Here is a 12,262-nt window from a genome sequence, read left to right on the forward strand (position 1 = left end):
GCCCCGCCTCAGCCGCCGCTATGCCTGCCGGGCAGCCATGCGCGCGTTCAACCGGTGAAAGGGCGGCACGGCGTCCACTTGTCCGCGCGGCCCCGCTCCCTATTTAGGAAGGATACCATCCTACCGAAGAATCGGGAACGAACCCAAGGGAGCGCATGCCAATGGACAGCTATCTGAAGCATTATATCAACGGCGAATGGGTCGAGAGCGAGGGCGGTACCCGCCACGAAGTGATCAATCCGGCGACCGAGGAAGCCAGCACCGAGATCACGCTCGGCTCCCCGGCCGATGTCGACAAGGCCGTTGCCGCCGCGCGCACGGCATTCGAGAGTTTCTCCCGCACCAGCGTGGAAGAACGGATCGCGCTGCTCGAAAAGATCGTCGAGGAATATAAGAAGCGCGCGCCCGATATCGCCCGCGCCATTTCCACCGAAATGGGCTGCCCGATCTCGCTGTCGCAGACCGCCCAGGTCGGCAGCGGCATCGGCCACTTCATCTCGACCATCAAGGCGCTCAAGGATTTCCATTTCGAAGAGCAGATCGGCGAGAACAAGGTCGTCCACGAACCGATCGGCGTCGTCGCGCTGATCACGCCGTGGAACTGGCCGATGAACCAGATCGTCGCCAAGGTCGCCCCGGCGCTTGCCGCGGGCAATGCGATGATCCTCAAGCCTTCCGAAGAGTGCCCGGGCTCCGCCGCGATCTTCGCCGAGGTGATGGACGCCGCCGGCGTACCGGCCGGCATCTTCAACCTGATCCAGGGCGATGGCCCCGGCGTCGGCACCGCGCTCTCCAAGCATCCCGGCATCGACATGGTGAGCTTCACCGGCTCCACCCGCGCCGGCATCATGGTCGCCAAGAACGCCGCCGATACCGTGAAGCGCGTCCACCAGGAACTCGGCGGCAAATCGCCGAACATCATCCTCGAAGGCGCGCCGCTCGATCAGGCGGTTCCCGCCGGTCTTGGCGGAGTGTGCATGAATTCGGGCCAGAGCTGCATCGCGCCGGCGCGCATGCTGGTCCACAAATCGCAGCATGACGAAGCGGCCAGGATCGCCGCGGATTTCATGAACAATATGCAGGTCGGCGATCCGCAGGAAGAAGGCGGCCATATCGGCCCGGTCGTCAACAAGGCGCAATGGGAGAAGATCCAGGGCCTCATTGAAAAGGGCATCGAAGAAGGCGCAACGCTGGAAGCGGGCGGCCCCGGCCTGCCCGAGGGCACCAACAAGGGCTTTTACGTCCGTCCCACCCTTTTCTCCAACGTCTCAAACGACATGACGATCGCGCGGGAGGAAATCTTCGGGCCGGTCGTCACGATCATCCCCTATGAGGACGACGAAGACGCGATCCGCATCGCCAACGACACCAATTACGGCCTTTCCTCGGTGATCTCCGGCGACCCGGAAAAGGCGAAGAAGATCGCGCCGCGGATCCGCGCCGGGCAGGTCTATGTCAATGCGGGCAACCCCGATCCCTCGATGCCGTTCGGCGGCTACAAGCAATCGGGCAACGGCCGCGAATTTTCCAAATGGGGTCTGGCCGAATTCATGGAAGTGAAGTCCATGGTCGGACAGGTCTGAGGTCCAGCTCCAAGGCAAGGCCCTATACCCACATATAAGGGGCGGCCGGGCAACCGGTCGCCCTTTTTTGTCCGCCGACGGCCCGTTAATAGTCGCGGCTGATCTGCAGGTTGCCGCCGGCCCGGCCGATCGTGCTGATGCTGCCGAGCAGCGACAGCCAGCGGGTGATCCGGAATTCGGTTTCGGTCGCCGAATAGCCCTGCCCGTCGCTGATCACCTCGACGAACAGGTTGCGCGTCACATAGACACCCGCCGCGATCGCGGTGCCGCGATCCTCGGCGGGATCGGCGGGCACGATGCGGAGCCGGTCGAGCCCGATCGCGTCGCGCACGGCGTTGATCGGGTTGAGGCCGCCGCCTCCCCCACCCTGCAGCGAGGCGACGGCCGCGCCCAGTTGCAACGCCTCGGGCGCCGACAGGTTGGTGATCGAGGTGCCGAAAAGCAGCCGGCTCAGCAGCTCGCTCTGCGGCAAGGCGGGAACGCTGGTAAAGCTGATTTCCGGGCTGCTGCCGGTGCCGCCGATATTGATCGACGCGGTCAGCCCTTCGACATTGGCCCCGGCGACGATGTCCAGCGCCGGGTCGACGGGCTCGCTGCCGTAAAAATCGATCCGGCCGCGCTCAAGGTCGAAGCTGCGCCCGGCGAATTCATAGGTTCCGCGGCGCAGGTCCATATTGCCGTAGATGCCGAAGCTTGAGAGCGATCCGCGCACCTGCAGCGCCGCGCCCCATTCGCTGTCGAGGCCGAGCCCGCGCACCATGAACCGGTTGCGCGCATCGACATCGACATTGACGTTCCACTTGATCGGCGCGGCGGGCGGATCGGGTTCGTCGGTACGCCCGTTGATCTCCGTCACATTGAGTTCGGGGATCGCGAGCGAAGGCGCAGCCTGGCCCAGCTGGAACGAGCCGCGTACCACATCGAAATCGCCGGTAATCTCCCCGACCGGCCGGACGAAATCGGTGCCCGTCGCCGTGCCCGCCGGTGCCTGCAGCGTGATCGTCAGCGGCCCGGTGACCTGCGCGGTGATATCGTCGCGGCGCAGCAGCCAGGCCTCGTTGGCTTCCAGCGCGACATCCATGCCGAGGCCCGAAGCAAGGCCGAGATTGAAACTGGCGCGGCCGGAAAGCGTACCGCCGCCCGGCGTCGTGCCGCTGATGCTCGGCAGGTCGAGCTGCGCCTGTTGGAAGGTGCCTTCGGCGGAAACATGCTCGACCACGGTTCCCGTCAGCGCGCTCTCGAACCGCGCGTCGGTGGTGCTGAGCGCGCCGGTGATTTGCGGATTGTTGAGCGTGCCGCTGGCATCGGCGCTGGCGACCAATTCTCCCGACAGGCTCATCGTCTCGTTGCCGGTCAGCTGCCAGAGCGTTTCGGCGGGGCCGCTATACCGGACTTCGGCGAAGAGCGGCGCGGCGGCGAGAATCTCGCCCAGCGTCCCGGCGCCCTCGTTCAGCGGATCGAGGCGCGCCTGCACGCGCATGATATCCTCGCCATCGCTTTCCATGATCGCGCGCAGCGCGAGGCGGCTCCGGTCGAGCCGCGCATTGATGCCGAGATTGACGGGGCGTGGGCGCAGCGCGAAGCCTTCCCGCGTCAGGCTGCGGATCCGCAGTTCGGCATTCGCGGTCGGGACCGTTTCGCCCGGGCCGATACGGTACAGGAAGCCGCCGGTCGCCTGGCCGCCGAACCCGGTTTCGGGATAGGCGATGTCGATAAGCGACAGCGGGATATTTTCGAGCGTCGCCTCGATCTCGGTCGTCGGTCCGCCGAAGCGCGCGGCCACGGTCGCGCCGCCATCGGCATAGCGGATCGTGCTTTCGGGGATCACCCAGCCCTCTTCCTCCTTGCGGACCACGAGCGGGGTGAGCGTGATCGGTTCGCCGCGGAAAGTGCCGTCGCCTTCGATCGCGATGCTCTCCGGCGTGATATCGGCCGAGGCGGAAAAATCGAAGCGACGGCCGCGCGCGCCCGCAAGGCTGGCCGTCACGCTGCCATAGCCGTTTTCGAGCTCCGCCGATCCGGCGAAGCGGGCGATCGAAATGCCGCGGCGGCGAAAACCCGTCATGCTGAGGCTGCCCTGCACCGAAGAGCCGCCCTCGCTCGGGCTCCAGCGCAATTCGAGCAACGCCTCGCGCACGGTCGCGTCGATCATGCCGCCGAGCTGGGCATCCTCCGCGCTGAGGTTCGCGGTAACGACCTGGTTGCCATTTTCCACCGCCAGCACGACGTCGCCATCCAGTCCCGAGCCGGTGAGATCGAGGCTGCCGACGACCCCGCCATCGGCAAAGACCAGCCGGCCCTGCGACCGCGTATCCGAGACGAGCAGCTCGGCGACGTCGATCGCGACCGGAGCGTTGGCCGGCAGCTGGATCGCGCCGATGGATGTGAAGGGACCGGCCGGCGACTGGCCGTTGGCGCTATAGGCATATCCCGTCGCCGTCGGGTCCAGCGTCGCTTCGACATCGGTTATCCCGGAAACCGGGCGGGCGAGCGCGAGGTCGACATGCGGCCGCGAGGGACTGCCCGATGCGGTCAGCCGCAGCGGCCCATATTGCGCCTGCTCGCCCGACCCGGTGATATGGATCTGCCCATTGCCGTCGATATGGCCCTGCCCGGTAAAGCGCAGCCCCGGCGAGCGCAGCCGCGCATCGGCAAAGCCCAGCCGCCCGTCCGGGCGGTATGCGATCGACGCGTCGAGCGTCGGCAAGCCCTCGGTCAGCGAGGCGGCGAAGCCGTTTTCGAGAGTCCGGGCGACGGCGCGGGCGCGCCCGGCGATCGCGAAACGCCCGCCCGGCGCGGGACGGACGTCGACGCGCGTCGCCACGTCGAACGTGCCGAGGCCCGGCAGGCGGTAGCGGTCGATATCCGCGTTGAGCGCCACCGCATAATCGCCGCTCGCCAGATCGTAGATCGCCGAGGCGGTACCGCGCAGCCGATCCGACCGCAGCCGCAAATCGTCTCCCACGATCTGGTCCGCCGTCACCAGCAACGCGCCATCGATCGAAGCGTTGCGCAGCACACCGGCGGTTTCGGCATCGAAGCCGGTGATCCGGCTCGCGCGCGCGCGCACGGGAATCGTGAAGGGGGTTTCGGAGAGCCTGCCCTCGCCCGCCACCTGCAGGTTCTGGAACCCGGTGCTGCCGATCGCCGCCTGCTGCGCGGTGAGCCGATAGGCGAAGCCCGCGCGGTCGAACGGCCCGTCCAGCGCCACCCGCATCCGCACATCGGCGCCGCGCATCGTATCGACCAGTGCGGCAGGCTGCAGCAACCGGATATCGGCGACGAAGCCGTCGAACGCGCTGGCCGCGAAATCGAGCACGCCGCGCCCTTCGATAACCGCCGCGCGCGACCGAATGTCGAAATCGCCCGTCAGCCGCCGCTCCTCGAAGGTCGCATGCGCCGCGAGATTCATCTCAGGCGCCGAGAGCCGCGTCACCAGCCCCGGATCGAACAGGTCGGACGAGCGCACCACGCCGGCGAGCACATAGCTGCCGTCGCGCACTGCCAGGGTGAGATCCACCGCCCGCGCCTCGCCGCTATCGACCCGCGCATAGCCGTCCCACTGGCTCCACGTTCCGCTGCCCGCGATATCGACCGTCACCGCACTGCGGATACCGGTCAGCCCGGCAAGGATACCGCCCTCCGGCGCCTGCAGGTCGAGATCGATATCGAAAATATCGCCATCGGGTTCGGCATCGAGCATCAGCGCCAGTCGCTCGCCGCCATCGATGGCGTGCGCGTCGAGGGTGATGCGCGCGCGGCCGCTTCGGATATCGGCATTGCCCGAGAGCGCCGCATCCCGCCGCTCGCCGGTCACCGCCTCGGCAAAGCGGAAACGTTCGATATCGAGCGTCCCGATGCGAATATCGAAGCCCGGCAGGATCGGCTGGTCTTCTTCCTCCGACGGGATCAGCGCGGGCAGCTTGTGCAGGATCACGAAATCGGATCGGACGTCGTCGATATCGAGCCGGCCGACGAACAGATAGGCGAGCGGGTTCCAGTCGACGCCGAGCTCCGGCGCTTCGAAGAACAGCCCGTCGGGATCGTAGAGGCGCAGGTCGGAAACCGTCATCTGACTGTAGATCGATCCGTCGATCCTGCCGATCCGGATGCGCATGCCGTTGGCCGGCTCCATCGCCTCGATCCGGTCGATGATGAAGCGGCGGCCGGGCGGTGTATCGATCAGCACGGCGATGGCGATCAGCAGGATGACGAGCCCCGCGACCGCGATCATCGCGCCGCGGAACAGCCGCCGACCCAGCGGGTCGCGCCTCGGCGGTTCGCTGCCGTCGGCGATTTCGGCCCCGGTCTGCACCATCAGAAAGCCTGGCCCAGCGAGACGTATACGGCGATCACGGGATCGCCGGGCTGCGGATTGATCGGCGTGCCGACATCCACGCGGATCGGGCCGAAGCTCGAATAATAGCGCACGCCGAGCCCGGCGCCGAAGCGCAGACCCGAGAAATCGGGATAGAGATCGGTATAGATTGCGCCGGCATCGACGAACGGCACGACGCCGAAATTGCCGAACCGGTAGCGCGCCTCGATCGCCATTTCGACGAGGCTGCGGCCGCCGATCGGGTCGTTGTTCGCATCGCGCGGGCCGATCGACTGATAGCTATAGCCGCGCACCGAACCGCCGCCGCCCGCATAGAAGCGCCGCGAGGGCGCGATATCTTCCCGGCCCGCGCCCGGGATCGCGCCGAGCCGGACGCGACCGGCCATGGTCAGCGCGTCCATCAGTTCGATATAGACGCTGCCGTCGAGTTGCACCCGGACATAGCCGAACACCTGATCCTGGAGCGAGAGTTCGGGCGAGACGAGCGCCGAGAGCCGGAAGCCCTCTTCCGGGTTTAGCAGGTCGTTGGTGCCGTCATAGGAAAGGCCCAGCGGCAGCGCGGCGATGAAGAAGGTGCGCCGGCGGCGGGTGTTGGTCGAAAGCACGATGTCGCGTTCGTCCGAAGCGAGCAGCTCGGTGCCGATCGACCAGGTCCATTCCTTCTGCCACAGCTGGTTCGATACCCGTTCGAAACCCGCGGTCAGCCCCGCCGTGCGCGCCGCATAGGCATCGCGGCTGGTGTTGCTGGCGAAAAGCTGGACGCTCAATATCTGGTCGCGGTCCAGGAAATTGCTGCGCCGAAAGCTGACGCCGGCAAATTGTTCCTCGGTGCCCAGGATGCCGCGCACGCCGAGCGCGCCTTCGGGCGGGAACAGGTTGCGATGTTCCCAATTGCCTTCGATCCGCGCGCCTTCGCCGGTGCTGTAGCCGATGGCGCCGGCGATCGTGCGCGGCGGCGCGGGTTCCATGGAAACGTCGAGATCGACAAGCCCCGGATCGTCGCTCTCGACCGGGGTCAGCCCGACGCGCGAGATAAGCCCGGTCTGGATCAGCGCGCGGCGCAGATCGTCGACCATCCGCGTGGAATACAGTTCACCGGGCTCGAACCGGGCGATCGTCTGGACATGCTCGGCGCCGAATATTTCCTCCGCGCCCTCGCTGACCCGTATCGCGCCGAAATTGCGCTCGCCGCCGGGATCGACCGGCAGCACGAGCCGCGCCCTGCCCGTGGCATGATCGACAACGACTTCCTCATCGCCGACTTCGGCAAAGGGATAGCCGCGATTGCCGAGTTCGGCCGCAAGATTTGTCTCGGCAGCCGTCACCGCGGCGGCATCGACGGGATCGTCGGTTTCGACCGGGAATTGCCCGCGCAGCTCCTCGGTCCGCTCGCCGGCCGAAGCGAGCCCCGGCAGCTCTACGGAGTCGAATGTATAGATCGGCCCCGGCTCGATCTCGAACACCACTTCGATACGGCCCTGGTCCGCCGCGCCTTCGAGCAAGGGCACGATCCGGGCATCATAATAGCCATGGGCGCGCATGATCTGGCGCAGGGTAACGCGGTCGGCATCGGCGCGACGGTTGATCTGGGCGACCACCGCGCGATCTCCGTCGTTCGCGCGCAATTGGGAGAGCGCGTTGAACTGGCTGCGAATGGAGCCCGCCGGCTCGACATCGTCGAGCCCTCGCAGGGCAACAGAATAGCGCTGCTCGGCATCGATCGCGACCGCCTGGGACGCTTCGCCGGTTTCGCTGTCGGCAACGGCTTCCATATCGGGCCATTCGACACCGAAATCGGGAAAGTCGCTCATCGGCGCGGCGGCGCGTCCCGCGCCTGCCGTGTCGAGCGGTTCGAGGTCCCCGGTCGCGACCGAGCCGACCTCTTCCTCCACGTCCCGAGCAAGGTCGCCGGCGGCATCCTGCGCAGCGGCCTGCGATGAAAACCCAAAAACGCACAAAGCGGCAAGCGAACCGAAAAACGCCCGGCCCGGCCTAGACAACCCGTTCATCGGACCATGGTAACGCGATTGGCGCGCGACCGCCAATCAATTGCGCGCAATTTCAACGATATGCCGCCCCGGGCGGGCGCACCGCCCCAAGGCAAGCCTAGTGCAGGGTCGCGTCGATATCCTCGCTGTCCATCCATTCGACCAGCCGGGCGATCTGGCGCCAGCGGCAGAAATGGACGATATTGCCGACATCGCGGCTGCGGCTGGCGCGCGCGGCCGCTTCGGATCGGGCATTCTCGCCATAATGCGTCAACAGTTCATGCGCATCGGCAACGGCTTCGCTGTCGGCAATATAGAAGTGTTGCTGCATCTTTGAATCCTTACCGGCGTAGTGCCGTCCCCCATGTCAGTGAGGTCCTATTAAGGAAAATGCCTTTCCGTATTCCGGAAGAAACTGGTGAAAATTGCGTTAGGCACGCCCGAACCACGCTGGGGTCACGCCGGGATCACGGCCACGCGTGACAGCCGCGCCCGGCGGTGCCATAGGCGCGACCATGAAAAAAGCGCGGCGTGAAGGATATATTGGCGGCGGGGTCTTTCTGGCGATCGGGCCGATCGCGGGCCTTGCCGCGGGCACCGTCCTCGGCCAGCCCAGCGCGGGGCTGGTAGCGGGGATCGCCGCCGGCATCGCACTGATGGCCGGCTTCTACTTCTTCTCGCGCTAGGCGACGCGCCGCCCGGCCCAGACGACCCGGCCGACAATCTCGACATCGGCGGGATCGCAATCGGGCCAGTCGGAATAATCGACATTGTCGCTCTTGATCGTGAAGCGCCGGCTCGCCGGGTTCATCGCGATCCGCTTGACGATCAACGCGTCATCGACCCGCAGCACGTAAATCCCGTCGCGCAGCCGCTCGCCGCCATCCTCCCGGCTGACGAGAATCTCGTCGCCGTCCGACAGGGTCGGTTCCATCGAATCGCCGTCGACCGTGATGATCGAAAGCCGCGCCGGATCGCCGCCCGCCAGCTTGCGCAGCCAGCGCCGGGGAAAGGCGATATGCGATAGCTCGTCCTCGCTTCCCGGAAGCGCGCCCGGCCCGGCGGACGCGCCGATCGCATAATGGCGCACCGCGATCATATCGTCATTCGCGGCCGAAGCGATCGAGCCCTTCCCTATGGCGGCCCTTCCCGCGCGCGCGCCCAGCTGCGCCTCGTCCACCCCGAAATATTCGGCGAGCAACGCGCGGTCGTCCTCGGCCAGCCGGCGCGGTGTGCCGCGCTTGATATATTGCTGAATATAGGCCGCGTTCCGCCCGATCAGGCGAGACAGCGACGCATAGTCGTCGCCGCGTTCCTGCGCGAGCCGCTCCAAAACGGCACGGGGATCTTCTTGGTCCATATTGGCACCTTACCAATAGGAATATTCCTAGACAAGTAGGAAATTACCTTTGAGATAGGAATATGCCTATCGGCGGCGAGTCGTCGCCGTCGCCAGAGAGAAGGAGGGATATTCATGAGCATGCTGATCGACATCGACCGTTTCCTACGCCGCACCAACACCGCGCCGACCCGCTTCGGGCGCGAAGCCGTGAACGACCCCCGCTTCGTGTTCGACATACGCCGCGGGCGCGAATGCGGCGGCAAGGTGCGCGCGCGCGTATACAAATATATCAGTGCGGCCGACGCCCGGCCCGGCCGGTGCGGATGAGGGAGCGCGCCTATACCGGCGGCCTCGGCCCCCTGCTCCGTGCCCTGCGCCAGCGCGCGGGCGCGGAGCCGGTGATCGAGGACGTGCGCACGACGCCCTGGGCCAGCATCACCTTTTCCGGCGCGCGCCATCGCATCGCCTTGCGGCTTGAAGGGGCAAGCGCGCCCGATGCCGCCCGCGCTATGAGCGAGGGGCTGGACTATGCCGAGTTCGATCTCGGCGCGTATATCCTGGTCGACATCGCCGTCGCCGAAACCCGTCTTGCCGGGGACGGGGTCCACCTCGTGATCGAGGCGCTCGTTATCGAAAACGACTAGGCGTCAGGCGCCCTTGGCGGTGAGCTTCTGGAGCGCGTCGAGCGCTTCGCGCAACGCCGCCTCGCGATCGTTGCCGGGCTCGGCAACGGGATGCGGGGTGACATTGCTTGTGGCCGGGCTTGTGGCCGGGCTTTCGGTCTGGCTTGCGGCCTGGGCTGTTCCGCCCTTGTGCGCGCGGCGGCGTTCGAGACCGGCTTCTAGACGGGTCACAAGCTCGGCAAGTTCGGCACGGGCATCGCCGGGCTGCGGCTTCGCTTCGGCCTGCACCGGAGCAGGTTGGACAACCGGTTCGGCTAGCGGCTCCTGGGTCGGCTCGGGCGCCTGAGCGGCTTCGGTTTCGCGCGGCCGCAGCGGGACGGTGAAGATCGGCTCTTCGTCGCTTTCTTCGGCAACCGGCTCGGCAACAGGGTCAGCCGCGAGCGGTTCCTCGTCGGCTTCGGGAGCTTGCGCGAATTCGGATTCCAGCTCGGGCTCAAGCGCCGGCTGCGGCGCGGGCTCCGGTTCTGCTATCTCCGGCTCGGCCTCTTCGGCAGCCGGGACCTCGTCCTCGAGAATATCGGCCATGCTGAGTTCGAGCGGCTCCTCCTCCTCAAAATCTTCCGGAACGACATCGACAAGATCAAGCGGCGCGCCGAGATCGTCGCCCGCCATGATCGGGCGGCGATATGGCGCGTCGGGATGGAAGTCGGCGCGGCGCCGCACGGGCTGTTCTTCGGCTTCTTCGGCGTCGTAATGATAGCCGAAGTCCGCGCGCGGCGTCCGGCGCTTGCGGCCGACGACGACCGAAAGCGCGATCCAAGCGCCGGTCGTGACGATCAGCGCGGCGATCAGCGCAAGATAGATGCGCGCGCGCGCGCCCAGCGGCGGTTCGGCAGCTGAGAAAATATCGGGCAGGCCCGTCCGGACGATGAAGGCTTCGAACAGCGGATTGGGAATCATCAGGATCAGCGCGGCGACGATGAGGCCCGAAATCGCCGATGCGACCGGAACCTTGGGAAGCTTCGCCATCACGTCCGGCCAGGAAACGCCGTTGCGGATCGTATCGAGACTGAGATTCATGCCTAAACCGCCTTGCCGGTGAGCTTTTGGTAAACAGGGGCATAACGGGAAATGTTTGACGACCAGTTACGATGGTCTTCCACGAATGTGCGGCCGGCTTCGCGCCGCCGCTCCCAATCCCCGCGATTGTCGAACATTTCGGCCAGCGCCGCCGCCAGCGCGGCGGGATCGTCGGGCGGAAACAACGTTCCCGTCACCCCGTCCTCGATCAGTTCGCGGTGGCCGCCGACGTCCGACGCCGCGACCAGCCGCCGCTGGGCCATCGCCTCCAGCGGTTTCAGCGGTGTCACGAGATCGGTCAGCCGCATCTTCTTCCTTGGATAAGCGAGGATATCGATGAGGCTATAATAGCGCTCGACCTCGTCATGCGGCACGCGCCCGGTGAAATGGATGCGATGGGCAAGGTCGGATCGGGCGGCCTGGGCCCGCAGTGCCTCTTCCATCGGCCCGCCGCCGACCAGCAGCAGATATATGTCGGGCCGGGCCATCGCCAGCCGCGGCATCGCCTCGATCAGATCGTCCAGCCCCTCATAATCGTAGAAGCTGCCGACAAAGCCGACGACCTCGGCCTGTTCGATGCCCAGCGCGATGGCGAGACTGTCGTCGCGCGGCGCGGGATCGCCGAACAGCGCCATGTCGACGCCATTGGGCGCGACGACGATCTTGTCGCCATCGACGCCGCGCTGGATCAGATCCTGCTTCAACCCGTCGCAGATGACCGCGACCGCATCGGCCTGGTTCGCGGCATGGGTTTCCAGCATCCGCGTCAGCCAATAGCGCGGCGAGTTTTCGCGGCCCGTGCCGTTGCCGACCGCCGCGTCCTCCCAAAAGGCTCGGATCTCGTAGACCAGCGGCAATCCGCGCCGCCGGGCGACGCGCTGCGCGGCCAGCGCGTTGAGCACCGGCGAATGGGCGTGGAGCTGGTCGGGCTTCCATTCTTCGGCAACCTCGTCCAGCCGCTCGGCGAGCAGCTGGATCTCGCGCCATTCGCGAATGGGGCTCGTCATCGTGCCGGGTTTCGGGGTGCGAAAGAAGGTCAGCCCGTCGATTTCCTCGACCGGGGGCCCTTCGGCCGTGTGGCGTGCGCCGGTCACGCCGGCGACCTCCCAACCGCGCGCAATCTGCGCTTTCAGGATGGCGCGCGTGCGAAAGCTGTAGCCGCTGTGCAGCGGCATCGAATGGTCCAATATATGCAGGATCCGCATGCCCTGCTTGTGCCACGAACTGCTTAACGGCCCGTCAACCGCTGGCCTGTAAATGGGACACTGACGAGCAACGCCCGGATGCGGGCCTGAAGAGCGGAAAAG

General features: G+C 66.4%; 10 protein-coding genes. 4 read left to right on the forward strand and 6 right to left on the reverse strand.

Annotated features, from left to right (window positions below):
* Window positions 1-161 precede the first annotated feature (161 nt).
* Window positions 162-1,583, forward strand: a complete 1,422-nt coding sequence (locus H6P80_RS12375; RefSeq protein WP_185801669.1) for an aldehyde dehydrogenase family protein — start codon at window positions 162-164, stop codon at window positions 1,581-1,583.
* Window positions 1,584-1,668: 85 nt separating this feature from the next.
* Here the strand turns inward: H6P80_RS12375 and H6P80_RS12380 are convergent, their stop codons facing one another.
* The 3 genes from H6P80_RS12380 to H6P80_RS12390 all read right to left on the reverse strand — a co-directional run bounded on the left by H6P80_RS12380 (window position 1,669) and on the right by H6P80_RS12390 (window position 8,241).
* Entirely contained in the window at window positions 1,669-5,901 is a 4,233-nt protein-coding gene (locus tag H6P80_RS12380) for a translocation/assembly module TamB domain-containing protein (protein WP_185801670.1), read from the reverse strand.
* Entirely contained in the window at window positions 5,901-7,931 is a 2,031-nt protein-coding gene (locus tag H6P80_RS16720) for an autotransporter assembly complex protein TamA (protein ID WP_185801671.1), read from the reverse strand. The genes H6P80_RS12380 and H6P80_RS16720 overlap by 1 nt, the downstream gene beginning before the upstream one ends.
* A gap of 97 nt (window positions 7,932-8,028) precedes the next feature.
* On the reverse strand, window positions 8,029-8,241 hold the full coding sequence (locus tag H6P80_RS12390; protein ID WP_185801672.1) for a hypothetical protein: 213 nt from the start codon (window positions 8,239-8,241) through the stop codon (window positions 8,029-8,031).
* A gap of 184 nt (window positions 8,242-8,425) precedes the next feature.
* Here H6P80_RS12390 and H6P80_RS12395 point away from each other — a divergent pair, with 184 nt between their 5' ends.
* Complete coding sequence (locus H6P80_RS12395; protein ID WP_185801673.1) at window positions 8,426-8,596, forward strand: hypothetical protein; 171 nt, start codon at window positions 8,426-8,428, stop codon at window positions 8,594-8,596.
* On the opposite strand, the gene H6P80_RS12400 is transcribed toward H6P80_RS12395, so the two are convergent.
* Entirely contained in the window at window positions 8,593-9,270 is a 678-nt protein-coding gene (locus H6P80_RS12400; RefSeq protein ID WP_185801674.1) for a S24 family peptidase, read from the reverse strand. The genes H6P80_RS12395 and H6P80_RS12400 overlap by 4 nt on opposite strands.
* A 114-nt stretch (window positions 9,271-9,384) precedes the next feature.
* Here H6P80_RS12400 and H6P80_RS12405 point away from each other — a divergent pair, with 114 nt between their 5' ends.
* A complete protein-coding gene (locus H6P80_RS12405; RefSeq protein ID WP_185801675.1) occupies window positions 9,385-9,579 on the forward strand; it encodes a hypothetical protein in 195 nt (64 codons plus the stop codon).
* Entirely contained in the window at window positions 9,576-9,896 is a 321-nt protein-coding gene (locus tag H6P80_RS12410) for a hypothetical protein (RefSeq protein WP_185801676.1), read from the forward strand. Before H6P80_RS12405 ends, H6P80_RS12410 begins: the two co-directional genes overlap by 4 nt.
* A 3-nt stretch (window positions 9,897-9,899) precedes the next feature.
* Here H6P80_RS12410 and H6P80_RS12415 read toward each other — a convergent pair whose 3' ends face one another.
* Complete coding sequence (locus tag H6P80_RS12415; protein ID WP_185801677.1) at window positions 9,900-10,955, reverse strand: hypothetical protein; 1,056 nt, start codon at window positions 10,953-10,955, stop codon at window positions 9,900-9,902.
* A 2-nt stretch (window positions 10,956-10,957) separates the two neighbouring features.
* The gene (locus H6P80_RS12420; RefSeq protein ID WP_185801678.1) at window positions 10,958-12,160 is read right to left on the reverse strand and encodes a TIGR04063 family PEP-CTERM/XrtA system glycosyltransferase; all 1,203 of its coding nucleotides are present in this window, start codon (window positions 12,158-12,160) and stop codon (window positions 10,958-10,960) included.
* Window positions 12,161-12,262 lie beyond the last annotated feature (102 nt).

This window comes from Parasphingopyxis marina (genome assembly GCF_014237875.1).
GTDB classification, from domain to species: Bacteria; Pseudomonadota; Alphaproteobacteria; order Sphingomonadales; family Sphingomonadaceae; genus Parasphingopyxis; species Parasphingopyxis marina.

What these genes read in the sequence shown, in the direction of transcription:
- H6P80_RS16720 (WP_185801671.1), bottom strand. Translation starts at nt 7,931, where the DNA reads ATGAACGGGTTGTCTAGGCCGGGCCGGGCGTTTTTCGGTTCGCTTGCC.
- H6P80_RS12390 (WP_185801672.1), bottom strand. Translation starts at nt 8,241, where the DNA reads ATGCAGCAACACTTCTATATTGCCGACAGCGAAGCCGTTGCCGATGCG.
- H6P80_RS12400 (WP_185801674.1), bottom strand. Translation starts at nt 9,270, where the DNA reads ATGGACCAAGAAGATCCCCGTGCCGTTTTGGAGCGGCTCGCGCAGGAA.
- H6P80_RS12410 (WP_185801676.1), top strand. Translation starts at nt 9,576, where the DNA reads ATGAGGGAGCGCGCCTATACCGGCGGCCTCGGCCCCCTGCTCCGTGCC.
- H6P80_RS12395 (WP_185801673.1), top strand. Translation starts at nt 8,426, where the DNA reads ATGAAAAAAGCGCGGCGTGAAGGATATATTGGCGGCGGGGTCTTTCTG.
- H6P80_RS12405 (WP_185801675.1), top strand. Translation starts at nt 9,385, where the DNA reads ATGAGCATGCTGATCGACATCGACCGTTTCCTACGCCGCACCAACACC.
- H6P80_RS12380 (WP_185801670.1), bottom strand. Translation starts at nt 5,901, where the DNA reads ATGGTGCAGACCGGGGCCGAAATCGCCGACGGCAGCGAACCGCCGAGG.
- H6P80_RS12415 (WP_185801677.1), bottom strand. Translation starts at nt 10,955, where the DNA reads ATGAATCTCAGTCTCGATACGATCCGCAACGGCGTTTCCTGGCCGGAC.
- H6P80_RS12420 (WP_185801678.1), bottom strand. Translation starts at nt 12,160, where the DNA reads ATGCGGATCCTGCATATATTGGACCATTCGATGCCGCTGCACAGCGGC.
- H6P80_RS12375 (WP_185801669.1), top strand. Translation starts at nt 162, where the DNA reads ATGGACAGCTATCTGAAGCATTATATCAACGGCGAATGGGTCGAGAGC.